The organism is Aquilutibacter rugosus, from assembly GCF_036541335.1.
GTDB lineage: Bacteria > Pseudomonadota > Gammaproteobacteria > Xanthomonadales > Xanthomonadaceae > Aquilutibacter > Aquilutibacter rugosus.
Window position 1 is genome coordinate 79,058 of the sequence record NZ_JAZHBO010000002.1, and the last position, 16,358, is coordinate 95,415.

The window sequence follows — 16,358 nt, forward strand, 5'->3', positions numbered from 1 at the left end:
ATTCCATGCTGGACCTCGCACAGCGAATGAGCCGCGCCAAGCCTAGTGCCATTATGGCAGTTGCCAACAAGGCAAAGGCATTAAAGGCGCAAGGCAAGGACATCATTTCGTTTTCGATCGGTGTTCCGAACTTTCTGCCGGGCCCGCATGTGTATGCAGCCGTCGAAGAGGCTCTGAAGCACGATACTGGCCAATACGGCAGCAATCGCGGTCCCGATGCACTGCTCGATGCCTTCATCAAGCACATGGAACAGATCGGCCTGACCGGTTACGGACGTGAAAACATCGTCACCGGAGATGGCGCCAAGCACGTGCTGTACAACCTGTTCGAGGCCTTGCTGAACGAGGGCGACACCATTGCCTTCCCGGTTCCGTACTGGACTAGCTATGTGGATATCGCCGAAATTGTCGGCGCCGAAATCGACCTGATCCCCGCGCTGGCCGAACAGAACTACAAGATCACGCCGCAACAGCTCGAAGAAGCCATGGCGCGCAAGCCCAAGGTGTTCCTGTTCAACAACCCGTCGAATCCCACCGGCATGGTCTACGGTCCCGACGAGGTCAAAGCACTGGCCGATGTGCTGGTCAAGTATCCCGATACCTGGATCATCACCGACGACATCTATAACCGCATGCTGTTCGACGGGGTCGAGTACACCAACTTCATCATGCATCAGCCGGCACTTCGCGATCGCGTCATCTTTGTCGACTCGCTGTCCAAGACCTACGGCATGCCGGGTTGGCGCCTGGGCTTTGCGGCGGCACCAACCGCAGTTGCCAATGCGGTCGTCACGCTCAATTCCAATCACATCACCAACGTCAGCGAAATGGTTAACGCGGCTGGCGTGGCGGCACTGACCGGCCCGCAGGATGTGCCGGAACAGAAGTGCCGTGAATTCGAGTCCAAGCGCGATTTGGTCATGGACGTGCTGAACAGCATCGAGGGCGTGGTCTGCCCCCGTCCACAGGGTGCGTTCTATGTATTCCCGGACATCTCCTGTGCCTTCGGCAAGACGCATGGCCCGACCGGCCAGGCCATCGCCAATGATGTGGACTTCTGCAATGCCCTGCTCGAATCCAAGGGCGTCGCCTGCGTGCCGGGCTCGGCCTTCGGTGCGCCGCGCTCCATCCGTATCAGCTACACCTGCCCGACGCCGCAACTGCAGCCGGGTATGGACCGTATCGCTTCTTTCTTCTCTGAACTGTCTTGATTCAAGGATCCCTCATGAAAGCTCCTGTTCGCGTTGCCGTTACCGGCGCTGCCGGCCAAATCGGCTACTCCCTGCTGTTCCGTATTGCTGCCGGCGAAATGCTGGGTAAAGACCAGCCGGTCATTCTGCAAATGCTCGAAGTTCCCTTCGAAAAGGCTCAAGCCGCGCTCAAGGGCGTGATGATGGAACTCGAAGACTGTGCATTCCCGTTGCTGGCCGGCATGGTCGGTACCGACGATCCGGAAGTGGCCTTCAAAGACGCAGATTACGCTCTGCTGGTCGGCGCCATGCCGCGCGGTCCGGGTATGGAACGCAAGGACCTGCTGCTCAAGAACGCCGAAATCTTTACGGTGCAGGGCAAGGCACTGAACAAAGTGGCTAGCCGCAACGTCAAGGTGCTGGTGGTCGGTAACCCGGCCAACACCAATGCCTACATCGCCATGAAGTCGGCGCCGGATCTGCCGGCACGCAACTTCACCGCCATGCTGCGTCTGGACCACAACCGCGCGCTGTCGCAACTGGCCACCAAGGCCGCTGTGCCTGTCGCTGATATCCGCAAGCTGGTCGTGTGGGGCAACCACAGCCCGACGATGTACCCGGATTACCGTTTCGCAACCGTTGATGGCGCTTCTCTGAAAGACAAGATCAACGACGCCGACTGGAACGCCAACACCTTTATCCCCACTGTGGGTAAGCGCGGCGCCGCCATCATTGAGGCTCGCGGTCTGTCGTCGGCTGCTTCGGCCGCTAACGCCGCCATCGACCATATGCGCGACTGGGCGCTGGGCAGTAATGGCGAATGGGTCACCATGGGTGTCCCCAGCGATGGCAGCTACGGCATCCCTGAGGGCGTCATCTACGGCTTCCCGGTGGTGACCAAAGACGGCGACTACACCTTGGTCAAGGATGTCCCGGTCGATGAGTTTTCGCGCGCGGCCATGGACAAGACGCTGGCCGAGCTCGAAGAAGAACGCTCGGGCGTCGCCCACCTGCTGTAAGCAACAAACACTCCGCAAGGCAGCCTCGGCTGCCTTGCTCGCTTTGGAATACGGAAAGACGAGATGAACGTTTCTTTGGGTCAACAGTTCCGCCAGGCCGTCGCCGAGGAACATCCGCTGCAAGTCATGGGTGCCATCACGGCCTACGCCGGTCTGATGGCCAAGCGCACCGGTTATCGAGCGCTGTATCTGTCGGGTGGCGGTGTCGCTGCCAACTCGCTGGGTATGCCGGATCTGGGGATCTCCACCATGGAAGATGTACTGACGGATGCGCGCCGCATCGTCGATGCCACGCAAATGCCCTTGCTGGTCGATATCGATACCGGTTGGGGTGGGGCGTTCAACATCTCGCGCACCATTCGCAATTTTGAGCGCGTCGGTGTAGCTGCAGTCCACATGGAAGACCAGGTCGGCCAGAAGCGTTGCGGCCATCGTCCCAACAAAGAGGTGGTCTCCACGCAGGAAATGACAGATCGCGTTAAAGCCGCCGTTGACGGGCGAACCGATGCAGGCTTTGTAATCATGGCCCGTACCGATGCCGCCGCGGTCGAAGGCATTGATGCCGCCATTGAGCGTGCCGTGGCCTATGTCGAGGCAGGCGCCGACATGATCTTCCCTGAGGCGATGAAAACGCTCGAGGATTACCGCCGTTTCCGCGAAGCCGTCAAGGTGCCGATTCTGGCCAACCTGACGGAGTTCGGTTCGACGCCGTTCTTTACGACGCAGGAGTTGGCATCGGCCAATGTGGATATCGCGCTGTACTGCTGTGGCGCCTATCGCGCCATGAACAAGGCCGCACTGCATTTCTACGAAACCGTGCGTCGCGACGGCACGCAAAAGAACATCATTGATACCTTGCAGACGCGCGAGGAACTGTACGATTTCCTGGGCTATCACGCATACGAACAAAAGCTTGATACCTTGTTCGGTAAATAATTCATTAGGGAGTTCATATGGCCACTAAAAAGCAAGCCGTCGCCCAGGAGCCAGCCGCTCCGCGCGTCAAAAAGTCCGTTGCCCTAAGCGGCACGCCTGCCGGTAACACCGCCCTGTGTACTGTTGGCCGTTCCGGCAATGATCTGCACTACCGCGGTTACGACATCCACGATCTCGCGACGCAGTCCACCTTCGAGGAAGTGGCCCACCTGCTGGTCCATGGCGCACTGCCGACTGCTTCGCAGCTCAAGGCCTATAAGACCAAACTCAAGCGCTTGCGCGGTTTGCCTGTCATCGTGCAGGAAGCGCTCGAACTGATTCCTGCCAATGCGCACCCGATGGATGTCATGCGCACCGGCTGTTCGGTATTGGGTACGGTGCTGCCGGAGCGCGAAACGCACCCGGTTGCCGAGGCCCGTGACATTGCCGATCGCCTGATCGCTTCGTTCGGTTCAATGCTGCTCTACTGGTGGCACTTCACCCGCAACGGCAAGCGCATCGACTGCGAAACTGATGACGACAGCGTGGCTGCACACTTTCTGCATCTGCTGCATGGCGAAGAGCCGTCCAAGCTGCATGCCGAAGCGCTCGACAAGTCGCTGATTCTGTACGCCGAGCATGAGTTCAACGCGTCTACCTTTACCGCGCGCGTGATTGCCGGTACCGGATCCGACATGTATTCGTGTATCACCGGTGCGATCGGTGCGCTGCGTGGTCCTAAGCATGGTGGCGCCAACGAAGTCGCGATGGACATCATTGCCCGCTATAGCAGCGCCGATGAAGCAGAAGCCGATATCCGCGCCCGCATGGAGCGCAAGGAAATCATCATCGGCTTCGGTCATCCGGTTTACACCATAGGCGATCCGCGCAATCCCATCATCAAGGAACTGTCGCGCAAGCTCACCAAGGACGGCGGCAACAGGACGCTGTTCGACGTGTCCGAGCGCATTGAGAATCTGATGATGGACACCAAGAAGATGTTCCCGAATCTCGACTGGTACTCCGCATCGGCGTATCACATGATGGGCGTTCCGACGGCCATGTTCACGCCGCTGTTTGTCATTGCGCGTACCACCGGTTGGTCAGCACACGTCATTGAACAGCGCGAGGACGGCAAGATCATTCGTCCGTCGGCGAACTACGTCGGCCCCGAGGATCGCAAGTACGTCCCCATTGCCAAGCGCTAATCTCAGTTCCGGAGTTCCATGAAAGTCTCGCCGTTTCTTAAGCCGCTCGCCGGCACCAGTCTGCAATGGATTGATGCGCGAGCCGCCGTTGATGCCATTCAGCCCGGCGCGTACGATCGCCTGCCGTATACCGCACGGATTCATGCGGAAAATCTGGTGCGTCGTGCCGACCCCGAGCAGTTGAATGCCTATCTGACGCAGCTGATAGAACGGCGCCGCGATCTGGACTTTCCGTGGTTCCCGGTGCGCGTGGTTTGCCATGACATCCTGGGGCAGACTGCACTGGTCGATCTGGCCGGTCTTCGTGATGCCATCGCCGAGCGCGGTGGCGACCCGGCCCAGATCAATCCGGTGGTGCCCACGCAACTGATCGTGGACCATTCGCTGGCAGTCGAATGCGGCGGCTTTGATCCGCAGGCCTTTGAGCGCAATCGCGCCATCGAGGATCGTCGCAACGCCGACCGCTTCCACTTCATTGACTGGACCAAGCGTGCGTTCCGCAATGTCGATGTGATCCCGCCCGGCAACGGCATCATGCACCAGATCAATCTGGAAAAAATGAGCCCGGTGGTGGCTGTGCAGGATGGCGTGGCCTTCCCCGATACCTGTGTGGGCACCGATAGCCATACGCCGCACGTCGATGCACTGGGTGTGATCGCCGTAGGCGTCGGCGGGCTCGAGGCCGAGAGTGTCATGCTGGGTCGCGCTTCATGGATGCGACTGCCGGATATCATCGGTGTCGAGCTGACGGGCAAACCGCAGCCCGGAATCACGGCCACGGACATCGTGCTGGCACTAACCGAATTCCTGCGCAACGAGCGCGTGGTCGGCGCCTATCTCGAATTCCACGGTGAGGGTGCGGCGCATCTGACCGTGGGCGATCGGGCCACGATTTCCAACATGACACCGGAATACGGCGCCACGGCTGCGCTGTTCTACATCGATCAGCAGACCATTGATTACCTGCGTCTGACCGGCCGCGAGGATTCGCAAGTCCAACTGGTCGAAACCTATGCCAAACAGGCCGGTCTGTGGGCCGATGCGCTGCGCACCGCCGATTACGAACGCCGCCTGCAGTTCGATCTGTCGTCGGTCACGCGTAACATGGCAGGTCCTTCGAATCCGCATCGTCGCTTGCCGACTTCGGACCTTGCGGCGCGTGGAATTGCGAACGATCTGACGCTTGCGCACGAGCAGGAAGCACAGGGCCTGCTGCCCGATGGCGCAGTGATCATTGCCGCCATCACGTCGTGTACCAATACCTCCAACCCGCGCAACGTCATCGCCGCCGGTTTGCTGGCCCGCAATGCGCGTGCTCGCGGGCTCACGCGAAAGCCATGGGTTAAAACTTCACTGGCACCGGGTTCGCGCACTGTGCCCTTGTATCTGACCGAAGCCGGTCTGATGGACGATCTCGAAGCCCTCGGCTTTGGTGTGGTCGGCTTTGCCTGCACTACCTGTAACGGCATGAGCGGTGCATTGGATCCTGAAATTCAGCGTGAGATCATCGAGCGCGATCTGTACGCCACGGCGGTGCTGTCGGGTAACCGCAATTTTGACGGCCGCATTCACCCGTATGCCAAACAGGCATTTCTTGCCTCGCCGCCGTTGGTGATTGCCTATGCCATTGCCGGCACGATTCGCTTCGACATCGAAAAAGATGTCCTCGGCATGGATCTGCAGGGCAACGCCGTGCGCCTCAAGGACATCTGGCCCACCGATGCGGAAATCGATGCGGCCGTAAAAGCATCGGTTAAACCGGAACAGTTCCGCCAGGTCTACGAGCCGATGTTCAAACTGCAGGTGGAACAGGGCGAACGCGTCAGCCCTCTATACGATTGGCGTCCGATGTCCACCTACATTCGCCGCCCACCGTACTGGGAGGGTGCCTTGGCAGGTGAACGCAGCTTGCATGGTATGCGTCCGCTGGCTGTGCTCGGTGACAACATCACCACCGATCACCTTTCACCATCCAATGCGATTCTCGCCAGCAGTGCTGCGGGTGAGTATCTGACCAGGATGGGCGTACCCGAAGAAGACTTCAACAGCTACGCGACGCACCGCGGCGATCACCTGACGGCGCAGCGTGCAACGTTTGCCAATCCCAAGCTGATCAACGAGATGGCTGTCGTTGACGGTGAAGTGAAACAGGGCTCGCTGGCCAGACTCGAACCCGAGGGCCAGGTCGTGCGCATGTGGGAAGCCATCGAAACCTACATGGAACGTGTCCAACCGCTGATCATCATTGCCGGTGCCGACTACGGCCAGGGCAGTTCGCGAGACTGGGCCGCCAAGGGCGTGCGTTTGGCGGGTGTAGAGGCGATCGTAGCCGAGGGCTTTGAACGCATCCACCGTACCAATCTGATCGGCATGGGCGTCCTGCCGCTTGAGTTCCTGCCGGGCTCCAACCGCAATACCCTGAGCATTGACGGCACCGAGACGTTCGATGTCGAAGGCACCCGCGCCCCGGGTGCCGAACTGACGCTGCGTATTCACCGTCGCAATGGCGATGAACTCACCGTTCCCGTGAAGTGCCGCCTGGATACCGCTGAGGACGTGCATATCTTCGAAGCCGGTGGCGTACTGCAACGCTTTGCGCAGGACTTCCTGGATTCGCAGACAGGTTCGGCTGCATGAGTCACGATCCGCAATTGCGTATACCCGCCACTTATATGCGCGGCGGCACGTCCAAGGGCGTGTTCTTTCGTCTGCAGGATCTGCCCGAGTGGGCGCAGACACCGGGGCCGCAACGCGACGCCCTGCTGATGCGCGTGATCGGCTCGCCCGATCCTTATGGCAAGCATACCGATGGCATGGGTGGCGCTACCTCCAGCACCAGCAAGTGCGTAATCATCGGACCGGCAACGCAACCCGATCACGATGTCGACTATCTCTATGGTCAAGTCGCGATTGAGCGGGCCTTTGTGGACTGGACCGGCAACTGCGGCAACCTTAGCACCGCCGTGGGCCCGTTCGCCATCAGTAACGGGTTTATTCCCGTCGATCGGATCCCCGAAAACGGCACCGTCGCCGTCAAGGTCTGGCAGAAGAATATCGGCAAGACCATCATTGTGCATGTGCCGATCCGCAACGGTGTGGTGCAGGAAACCGGTGATTTCGAACTCGATGGCGTGACCTTTCCTGCTGCAGAAATCGTGCTTGAATTTGTCGACCCCTCGGATGACGGGGGTGATAATGGCGCCGCCTCGATGTTCCCGACGGGCAATGTCGTCGACGATCTCGTAGTGCCCGGCATCGGTACTTTGCGAGCCACCATGATCACCGCGGGTATTCCGACCATCTTCGTCAATGCGGCCGATATCGGATATCGCGGCAATGAATTGCAGGGCGATATCAATTCCGATTCTGCGGCCTTGCAGCGTTTCGAAGCGATTCGTACCGCCGGCGCTTTGCGCATGGGCATCATTCGTGAGGTGGCGGAGATGGCATCACGTCAGCATTCGCCGAAAGTGGCAATGGTCGCGCCACCGATGGACTTTGTGTCCTCGGCCGGTAAGTCCGTAGCGGCGGATGCAATGGATCTGCAGGTGCGTGCCATGTCCATGGGCAAGATGCATCACGCCATGATGGGTACCGCATCGGTGGCCATTGCCACGGCAGCCGGTGTGCCGGGTACCGTGGTGAACGCCGCTGCCGGCGGCCAGGTGGGCGATGCGGTGACCTTTGCCCATCCGTCCGGTTTGCTGCGTGTTGGCGCGCAAGTGACCAACGAAGACGGCCACTGGGTCGTGCGCAAGGCCATCATGAGTCGTTCCGCACGCGTCCTGATGGAAGGCCTGGTCCGCGTCCCCGATCCGCGCTGATCGGAAACAAAAAAGCCGCGGAACACCCGCGGCTTTTTTATTGCAGGATCGCGAACTTAGCCCAGGCCTTCGGCCTTGAATGCAGCTTGCACGCCGGCATCGTCGCGCATGCGGCCCATGTAGGCCTTCAAGGCATCGAGACCCGACAGATCTACGCCGACACCCTTGGCCCAGCGCGCCACGATAAAGGCATAGGCATCGGCAGCAGAGCGGAATCCGGCCAGATAGTCATTGGTTTTCAGCTGCTCGTCCATACGGACGAAATAGCCGCGCAGCGTTTCCAGCGCATTGTCTTTTACCTGCTTCTGTGTGGCTTCATCGAGATAACTGACGGAACCGAACAGCGGCTTGAACGCCGGATGCACATCGGCGTTGATAAAGGAGAGCCAGCGATTGGCTTCGGCGGTTTGCTTGGGCGAACCGTCACCGAACAGACCCGCTTGCGGTGCCAGATCACCGATGTAGTGCATGATGGCGGCATTCTGCGTCAGCACCCAATCGCCATCCTGCAGCGCCGGAACGGCACCGGCCGGATTAATAGCCAGATATTCCGGAGATTTCGAGTCTTTCACGATTTCGAACTCGTACGGCAGTCCCGACCATGCCAGGGCAATGTGATCGGCCGTCGAGCAAGCGCCGGGTTTGGTGTATAGCTTCATGCAGGTCTCCAGTTAAGTCGAAAGAGCAGTTGAGTTTACAGATACGGTCAGCTTCCGGTATCTCAAGCTCAGAGTGCCGCAGCAACGCGGACGCCCTGATCAATGGCACGTTTGGCATCGAGCTCAGCGGCGACATCGGCGCCGCCAATGACGGTGTGAGCAACGCCCGCACTTTCAAGTTCGGCCAGCAGTTCACGTTGCGAGACCTGACCGGCACAGATCACGACATGATCGACTTCGAGCAGGGCAGGTTGCTCATCGATTTTGACGTGCAGGCCCTTATCATCAATTCGCAGATACTCGACACCGCCTAGCATTTTGACCTGCTTGTGCTTGAGCGTGGCGCGATGGATCCAGCCGGTGGTCTTGCCGAGTTTGGCGCCCGGTTTGCCGTCGGTACGTTGCAGTAACCAGACGCGACGAGGGCTAGGGCTGACGCGTGGTTCGGTCAAACCGCCACGGTCGTCCTCGTAGCGCATGTCTACGCCCCATTCGGCGGCCCACAAGGTCGGATCCAGCGACGGGGAGACTTCATCGCTTACCAGAAACTCCGCCACGTCAAAGCCGATACCGCCGGCACCGATGATGGCGGCACGAGCGCCCACCTTCACTTCGCCACGTAACAGCTGCTGATAGTTCACGACTTTGGGGTGATCGATACCTTCCAGCTTAATATCCCGCGGCAGGACGCCGGTTGCGACAATGACGTGATCAAAATCCTTTAAGTCCGCGATACCGGCGCGTTGGCCAAGACGCACATCAACGCCGAGCTCATCCAGACGATGACGGAAGTAACGCAGCGTTTCGTTGAATTCTTCCTTGCCGGGAATGCGGCGGGCCAGATTAAACTGGCCGCCCAACTCGTCGGACGATTCAAACAGGATCACCGAATGACCGCGCTCAGCCAAGGTCACTGCAGCCGACATGCCGGCAGGACCGCCACCGATCACTGCCATACGACGCGATTGCGGCGCTGACTGCACGGTCAGCGTCGTTTCATTGCACGCGCGCGGATTGACCAGACAGGTCGCCATGCGTTTCTGGAAGACGTGATCAAGGCACGCCTGATTACACGCAATGCACGTATTAATCGCATCGCGACGGCCGCTCTTTGCCTTGTTGATCCACTGCGGATCAGCGAGGAACGGTCGGGCCATCGAGACGAGATCGGCGCTGCCGTTACTCAACAGCTGCTCGGCAATTTCCGGCATGTTGATGCGGTTGCTGGCGATCACCGGAATGCGCATATGCGGACGCAGTCGTGCAGTGATCGAAGAGAACGCCGCACGCGGAACCGAAGTCGCAATGGTCGGCACGCGCGCTTCATGCCAGCCGATACCGGTGTTGAGCAAAGTGGCGCCGGCCTCCTGCACCGCTAGTGCTTGCGCCACCACCTCGTCCCAGGTGTTGCCATCAGGGACCAGGTCGAGCATTGATTGCCGGTAGATGATGATGAAATCAGGTCCGCACGCCTCACGCACGCGTCGCACAATGTCCGTAGCCAGACGCGCACGTCGCGCGGCATCGCCGCCAAACGCATCCTGACGGTGATTGGTGCGCGGCGCCGTGAACTGATTAATGAAGTAACCCTCGGAGCCCATGATCTCGACGCCGTCATAACCGGCATCGCGCGCTAACTTGGCGCTACGGACAAAAGCACGGATCTGGCGCTCCACACCGCGGGCACTGAGCGCACGGGGCGTAAACGGATTGATCGGCGCGCGGATTTTCGAAGGCGCGACCTGCAACGGATGGAAGCCGTACCGACCGGCATGAAGGATCTGCAGACAGATGCGGCCACCGCTCGCATGCACCTCATTGGTCACAACGCGATGCTTGTTGACCTCCCATGCGTGACTGAGCGTGCCACCGAATGGTGTTAGCCAGCCCACCATGTTCGGTGCAAAGCCACCGGTTACCATCAGCCCGACACCGCCTTCGGCACGTTCTGCAAAATACCGCGCCAACTTGGGGAAGTCGCGCGCATGATCTTCGAGACCGGTATGCATTGAACCCATCAGTACGCGATTGGGTAGTGTGCAGAAGCCGAGATCTAACGGTTCGAACAGGTGAGGGTAGTGCATGTACGGACGTTCCATCGGGTTGTACGAGTCAACTTGAATTCTCACATGACGAAGGCATGTCATGCATCTGTTCGGTTTTTGTCTGAACCGTACTGAACTGTTTCATGAACCGCGGCTGTAACCCGAGTTCCGTGTTACCGGCGTGTTAACTCAGACTTCATTTACGAACCCTTAGTCTGACATTCATCGAGCACGCAGCGCGTTTTCGATTGAAAACCAATATTCAAGAACGTTTACAAGCATCAAGAATGGAGAGCAACAGATGAAAAAGACGATTCTCGCGGCAGCCCTGCTGGGCGGCACTATGATTGCCGGCGCCGCCGCTGCACAAGACTTTGACAACCGTTGGTATGTCACCGGTACGGCTGGCTACAACTTCCAGGACAACGACCGCAACACCGAAGACACCCCGTTCGGCGCTATCGGTCTGGGTAAGCAAATCACCCCGTCGGTTGCTGTCGACGTTGAACTCAACTACCAGAATCCGGCGACCACCCGTAATTCGGACCTGTACTGGCACCAGTACGGTATCTCGGTTGATGCCCGCAAGTTCTTCATGAATGACAAGAACTGGCGCCCGTATGTGGTTGGTGGCCTGGGCTACCAGTACCACTCCGAAGAAGTGGCCGCTCTGGACAACAACGGTCCGACCCATCGCAAGGGCGGCAACCTGGCTGCTAAGGCCGGTATCGGTCTGGAATCGCGCGCCAGCGATCGCGTCCGCGTCCGTACCGAACTCGCTTACCGCGTTGATATGGATGACGAGGGCGTCTCTCCGAACTTTGACGGTTCGGCCGACGACAAGGACAGCTTTGGTGACCTGTTGGCCTCCATCGGCGTTGTAGTGCCGCTGGGCGCCCTGCCGGCCGCTCCGGTTCCGGAAGCTCCGGTCGTTGCGGCTCCGAGCTGCTCGGATCTGGATGACGACGGTGACGGCGTCAACAACTGCAACGACAAGTGCCCGGGTTCGGCCGCCGGCCAAGCCATCGGTGCTGACGGTTGCCCGGTGCCGGTCTCGATCGACCTGCGCGGCGTGAACTTCGATTTCGATAAGGACACCCTGCGTCCGGACGCCATCGAAATTCTGAACCAAGCGGTCGAAGTGCTGAAGCGCAACCCGACCATGCGTGCCGAAGTGGCCGGTCACACCGACTTGTGCGGTAGCGACAGCTACAACCAACCGCTGTCGGAACGCCGCGCACGCGTCGTGTATGACTACCTGACCGCTAACGGCATCGACGCCGCCCGTCTGAGTGGTCCGACCGGTTACGGCGAATCGCGTCCGCTGGAAAACACCCCGCAAACGCTGCCGGCCTGTAAGTCCGAAACCAACCGTCGCACCGAGCTGAACGTTCAGAACTAATTCAGGTTCTGTTCAGCTTAAGTTGATCGGTTAAAGAAAAGGGCTCGATCTTCGGATCGGGCCCTTTTTCCGTATATACAGGTTAATTGTCGGGGGCGGGGCGCCGAAATCGCCTTCACACCGCCATCATGACTACCAATTAAATCTGAACGGGTTTCTAAATAAATACGCAATTGATTGTTAAGGGTTCGCTAACTGTGTATATTTGGCCTTGCGAATGTCCTATCGGATTTCTCACCTTTCCGGTGTGACGGTCGTTTACATAAAAATATTTTTTCGACAGCTAATAATTGTCATTAGGAGTTAAACCATGAAGATCCGCCTCTTGGCTGCCGCGCTGCTTGCTGGCGTCGCAGTCGCCAACGTTGCAGGTGCCCAAGATTTCGACAACCGCTGGTACGTCACCGGTTCTGTGGGCATGAATTTCCAAGACAATGACCGCAACACGGAAGATACCCCGTTTGGCGCCATCGGTCTGGGCAAGCAAATCTCGCCGTCCGTCGCTGTCGATGTCGAACTCAACTACCAAAATCCGGCAACGACCCGTAACTCGGACCTGTACTGGCACCAGTACGGCATTTCGCTGGACCTGCGTAAGTTCTTCATGAACGACAAGGCATGGCGTCCGTACGTGGTTGGTGGCCTGGGTTACCAATACCACTCCGAAGAAATCGCTGCCCTGAACAACAATGGCCCGACCCACCGTAAGGATGGTGGCCTGGGTGCCAAGGCCGGTATCGGTCTGCAATCCGAAGGCAAGCGCGTTAAGGTCCGTACCGAAATCGCTTACCGTCTGGACATGGACGACGAAGGCGTTTCCCCGAACTTCGACGGTTCGATCGACGACAAGGACAGCTTCGCTGACCTGCTGGCCTCGATCGGCGTTGTGGTCCCGCTGGGCGCGCTGCCGGTTGCCCCGGTTGTCGAAGCTCCGGTTGCTCCGAGCTGCTCGGATCTGGACGACGACGGTGACGGCGTCAACAACTGCAACGACAAGTGCCCGGGCTCGCAAGCCGGTGAAGCTATCGGTGCTGACGGCTGTGCCGTTCCGGTTTCGATCGACCTCAAGGGCGTGAACTTCGATTTCGACAAGTCCACCCTGCGTCCGGACGCTATCGAAATCCTGAACAACGCTGTTGAAGTTCTGAAGCGTAACCCTGCAATGCGCGTTGAAGTTGCCGGTCACACCGACTTGTGCGGTTCCGACACCTACAACCAATCGCTGTCGGAACGCCGCGCTCGCGTCGTGTACGACTACCTGACCGCTAACGGCATCGACGCTTCGCGTCTGGCCGGTCCGAACGGTTACGGCGAATCGCGTCCGCTGGAAAACACCCCGCAAACGCTGCCGGCCTGTAAGTCGGAAAACAACCGTCGCACCGAACTGAACACCGGCGCTTAATGCATCCCGGGTTCGTCTGATCTTCGGATCAGAGCGACAGTGAAATGGAAAGGCCCAACTTCGGTTGGGCCTTTCTGTTTTGGCAGCATCGAACATTGTTGATTGCTGTGGGGTAGGGTAAAGTACAAAGGTCTGTTTCCTGTTGAGGGTGATCAAATGCGTTGGTTCGCTGTTGCCGCAGTAGCGGCTTTAGGCTGGTTGGTCGCATCGCCTGCCGGCGCGCAGGAAAACACCTGCGGTGCCATCGCCAAGGTGCAAGCCAGTGAACTCAGCCTGGCACCCGAGCTGGAATCGCCGGCCAGCTATGTGCTGGGTGGCGCCACCGGTGTTTTGACGCAGGCTTATAACCAGACCTTGTCCGTCGATCATCTGATTACCCGCCTCAAGCTGACCAATTGTCGGGCCTTGGCCGCTGCATCGGCGCCCAAGATCAATGCGGGCATGATTGATGCCGCCGGCTACAAGCCCAAAACTGAATTCGATAACACGCCGTGGCGTTTCAATATGACCCAGAACGGCAAGAAAATGACCGCCGATGAATTTGATGCCTGGATGAAGTCCAAGGGCATCCGCATTGCCAAGGGTGCGCCGCAGCCGCAACCGGCCGCAGTGACACCGAGCGTCAGCCCTAGCCAAGGTGCAACGGTTCCCGCCACGCCGTAAATCGGCGTCCGCGGCCGGCAAACGGCCTTCTCAACGAACAACTGCTGCGGAGCCACGGGCACCGCGGCACGGTCTTGCGCGCGTGCTGTCCAAGGCGGGTGTGTGCTCGCGCTCCGATGCCGAGAGGCGTATCCGTGAGGGGCGAGTCACGGTCAATGATCGTGTAATTACGGATCCGGAATTCCCGATTGCGGCGGGGACTGTTCCTAGAATCACACTCGATGGTGTGGCGATAACCGCTGCCGCCGAGCGACTGGTGATTGCGTTGAACAAGCCCCGTGGGGTGGTCACTACGGCCAACGATGAAAAAGGCCGCGACACGGTCTACACCGCACTGGCCGGTAGTGGTCTGCCGTGGATGGCGCCGGTGGGGCGACTGGATAAGGCCAGCGAAGGTCTGCTCCTGATGAGCAATGATCCGCAATGGGCAGCGCAGGTTACGTCGCCGCAGTTCCATCTGGACAAGTGCTACCACGTCAAGGTAACGGCGCTGTGGGACGAGGTGCATTGCCGGCAAATGGAGCAAGGCGTTACTGTGGCTGGCGACAAGGATCTATGGACGGCCAAGCGTGCTCGGGTGTTGCGACGTGGGACCCGATCCACTTGGCTGGAGATCACTCTCGACGAGGGCAAAAACCGTCAGATCCGTCGCATTGTCGAAGCGATGGACGCGGAAGTCGAACGGCTCGTGCGTGTTGCTATCGGTGCACTGCAGTTAGGGGAGTTGCCCAAAGGCCAGTGGCGCAGGCTGACTGTAGCCGAGCAGAATCTGCTGGTGCCAAACAAAAACCCCTGAAATCTCAGGGGTTTTTTAGTAGCGGCGGGAGTAGGCGTATTACTGAATGACGCCCAGTTCCTTACCGATGCGGATAAACGCATCAATGGCGCGATCGAGCTGCTCACGCGAATGCGCGGCTGACATCTGCGTGCGGATGCGCGCCTGATCCTTTGGTACCACCGGGAAGAAGAAACCGATGGCGTAGATGCCTTCCTCGAGCAGGCGCTCGGCAAAGCGTTGGGCCAGCGGTGCATCGTAGAGCATGACCGGGCAGATCGGGTGGATGCCCGGTTTGATATCAAATCCGGCAGCGGTCATGCGATCACGGAAGTGGCGCGTATTGTCCTGCAGTTGATCGCGCAGGTGGCCGGCCTGGGACAGCATGTCGAAGGCCTTGGTGCCGGCAGCGACGACGTGCGGCGGTAGTGAATTGGAGAACAGGTACGGACGCGAACGCTGACGCAGCAGTTCGATCACTTCGCGCTTGGCGGTGGTGAAGCCGCCGAGAGCGCCACCCATGGCTTTGCCCAGCGTGCCGGTGATGATGTCAATGCGATCGAGCACGCCCATGACCTCGGCCGAGCCGCGGCCGGTCGCGCCGAGGAAGCCGGTCGCATGGCATTCGTCGATGTGGACCAGGGCGCCGTATTTAGCGGCCAGTGCGGTGATTTCATCGAGCGGAGCAATAAAGCCGTCCATGGAAAACACGCCGTCGGTGGTGACCAGAATCGTGCGGGCACCGTCGGCCTTGGCCTGCTGCAGCTGGCGTTCCAGATCTTCCATGTTGCAGTTGGCGTAGCGATAACGCTTGGCCTTGCACAGACGCACGCCGTCAATGATGGAGGCGTGATTCAGCGCATCGCTGATGATGGCGTCGTTTTCGTCGAGCAGCGGTTCAAACAGCCCGCCGTTGGCATCAAAGCAGGCGGCATAAAGGATGGTGTCCTCTTTGCCGAAGAACGAAGCGATCCTGGCTTCGAGCTCCTTGTGCAAATCCTGCGTGCCGCAGATAAAACGTACCGAAGCCATGCCGAAACCATGGGTATCCAGTGCGTCTTTGGCAACGGCAATAATGTCCGGATGATCTGCCAGACCCAGATAGTTGTTGGCGCAGAAATTCAGGACCTTGCGTCCATCCTGCAGTTCAATTTCGGCCGACTGCGGTGAGGTGATAATGCGTTCGGATTTGAACAGGCCCGCATCGCGGATCTCCTGCAGCGTCTGTTCGTAACGTGCGGTCAGTGACATGGCGT

13 protein-coding genes are annotated in these 16,358 nt (G+C 59.2%); 10 read left to right on the top strand and 3 right to left on the bottom strand.

Annotated elements, in window-relative coordinates; genetic code table 11:
• Positions 1-5: 5 nt before the first annotated feature.
• From V3390_RS05585 to prpF, 6 genes are all read left to right on the top strand, one after another.
• Positions 6-1,211: a pyridoxal phosphate-dependent aminotransferase gene (locus V3390_RS05585; RefSeq protein WP_331703713.1), complete on the top strand. Its 1,206-nt coding sequence runs from the start codon at positions 6-8 to the stop codon at positions 1,209-1,211.
• 14 nt (positions 1,212-1,225) lie between these two features.
• Positions 1,226-2,209 (top strand): malate dehydrogenase, encoded by a 984-nt coding sequence (locus tag V3390_RS05590; protein ID WP_331690377.1) that lies wholly within the window; start codon positions 1,226-1,228, stop codon positions 2,207-2,209.
• Between the two features lie 63 nt (positions 2,210-2,272).
• Complete coding sequence (gene prpB / locus V3390_RS05595; protein WP_331703714.1) at positions 2,273-3,145, top strand: methylisocitrate lyase; 873 nt, start codon at positions 2,273-2,275, stop codon at positions 3,143-3,145.
• 17 nt (positions 3,146-3,162) lie between these two features.
• Entirely contained in the window at positions 3,163-4,332 is a 1,170-nt protein-coding gene (gene prpC / locus V3390_RS05600; protein WP_331703715.1) for a bifunctional 2-methylcitrate synthase/citrate synthase, read from the top strand.
• Between the two features lie 18 nt (positions 4,333-4,350).
• Entirely contained in the window at positions 4,351-6,969 is a 2,619-nt protein-coding gene (gene acnD / locus V3390_RS05605; protein ID WP_331703716.1) for a Fe/S-dependent 2-methylisocitrate dehydratase AcnD, read from the top strand.
• Entirely contained in the window at positions 6,966-8,156 is a 1,191-nt protein-coding gene (prpF, locus tag V3390_RS05610; RefSeq protein WP_331703717.1) for a 2-methylaconitate cis-trans isomerase PrpF, read from the top strand. The genes acnD and prpF overlap by 4 nt, the downstream gene beginning before the upstream one ends.
• A gap of 56 nt (positions 8,157-8,212) precedes the next feature.
• Here prpF and V3390_RS05615 read toward each other — a convergent pair whose 3' ends face one another.
• Together V3390_RS05615 and V3390_RS05620 are read right to left on the bottom strand one after the other, a co-directional pair.
• Positions 8,213-8,815 carry a glutathione S-transferase family protein gene (locus V3390_RS05615; RefSeq protein WP_331690105.1) on the bottom strand — a complete coding sequence of 201 codons (603 nt, stop codon included), beginning with the start codon at positions 8,813-8,815 and terminating at the stop codon, positions 8,213-8,215.
• 68 nt (positions 8,816-8,883) lie between these two features.
• A complete protein-coding gene (locus V3390_RS05620) occupies positions 8,884-10,899 on the bottom strand; it encodes an NADPH-dependent 2,4-dienoyl-CoA reductase (RefSeq protein ID WP_331703718.1) in 2,016 nt (671 codons plus the stop codon).
• A gap of 262 nt (positions 10,900-11,161) precedes the next feature.
• Here V3390_RS05620 and V3390_RS05625 point away from each other — a divergent pair, with 262 nt between their 5' ends.
• The 4 genes from V3390_RS05625 to V3390_RS05640 all read left to right on the top strand — a co-directional run bounded on the left by V3390_RS05625 (position 11,162) and on the right by V3390_RS05640 (position 15,123).
• Positions 11,162-12,262, top strand: a complete 1,101-nt coding sequence (locus tag V3390_RS05625) for an OmpA family protein (RefSeq protein ID WP_331690103.1) — start codon at positions 11,162-11,164, stop codon at positions 12,260-12,262.
• A gap of 310 nt (positions 12,263-12,572) precedes the next feature.
• Positions 12,573-13,664: an OmpA family protein gene (locus V3390_RS05630; RefSeq protein WP_331703719.1), complete on the top strand. Its 1,092-nt coding sequence runs from the start codon at positions 12,573-12,575 to the stop codon at positions 13,662-13,664.
• Between the two features lie 156 nt (positions 13,665-13,820).
• A complete protein-coding gene (locus V3390_RS05635) occupies positions 13,821-14,327 on the top strand; it encodes a hypothetical protein (protein WP_331690101.1) in 507 nt (168 codons plus the stop codon).
• Complete coding sequence (locus V3390_RS05640; RefSeq protein ID WP_331703720.1) at positions 14,302-15,123, top strand: pseudouridine synthase; 822 nt, start codon at positions 14,302-14,304, stop codon at positions 15,121-15,123. Before V3390_RS05635 ends, V3390_RS05640 begins: the two co-directional genes overlap by 26 nt.
• A 39-nt stretch (positions 15,124-15,162) precedes the next feature.
• Here V3390_RS05640 and kbl read toward each other — a convergent pair whose 3' ends face one another.
• On the bottom strand, positions 15,163-16,353 hold the full coding sequence (gene kbl / locus V3390_RS05645) for a glycine C-acetyltransferase (protein ID WP_331703721.1): 1,191 nt from the start codon (positions 16,351-16,353) through the stop codon (positions 15,163-15,165).
• Between the last annotated feature and the right edge of the window lie 5 nt (positions 16,354-16,358).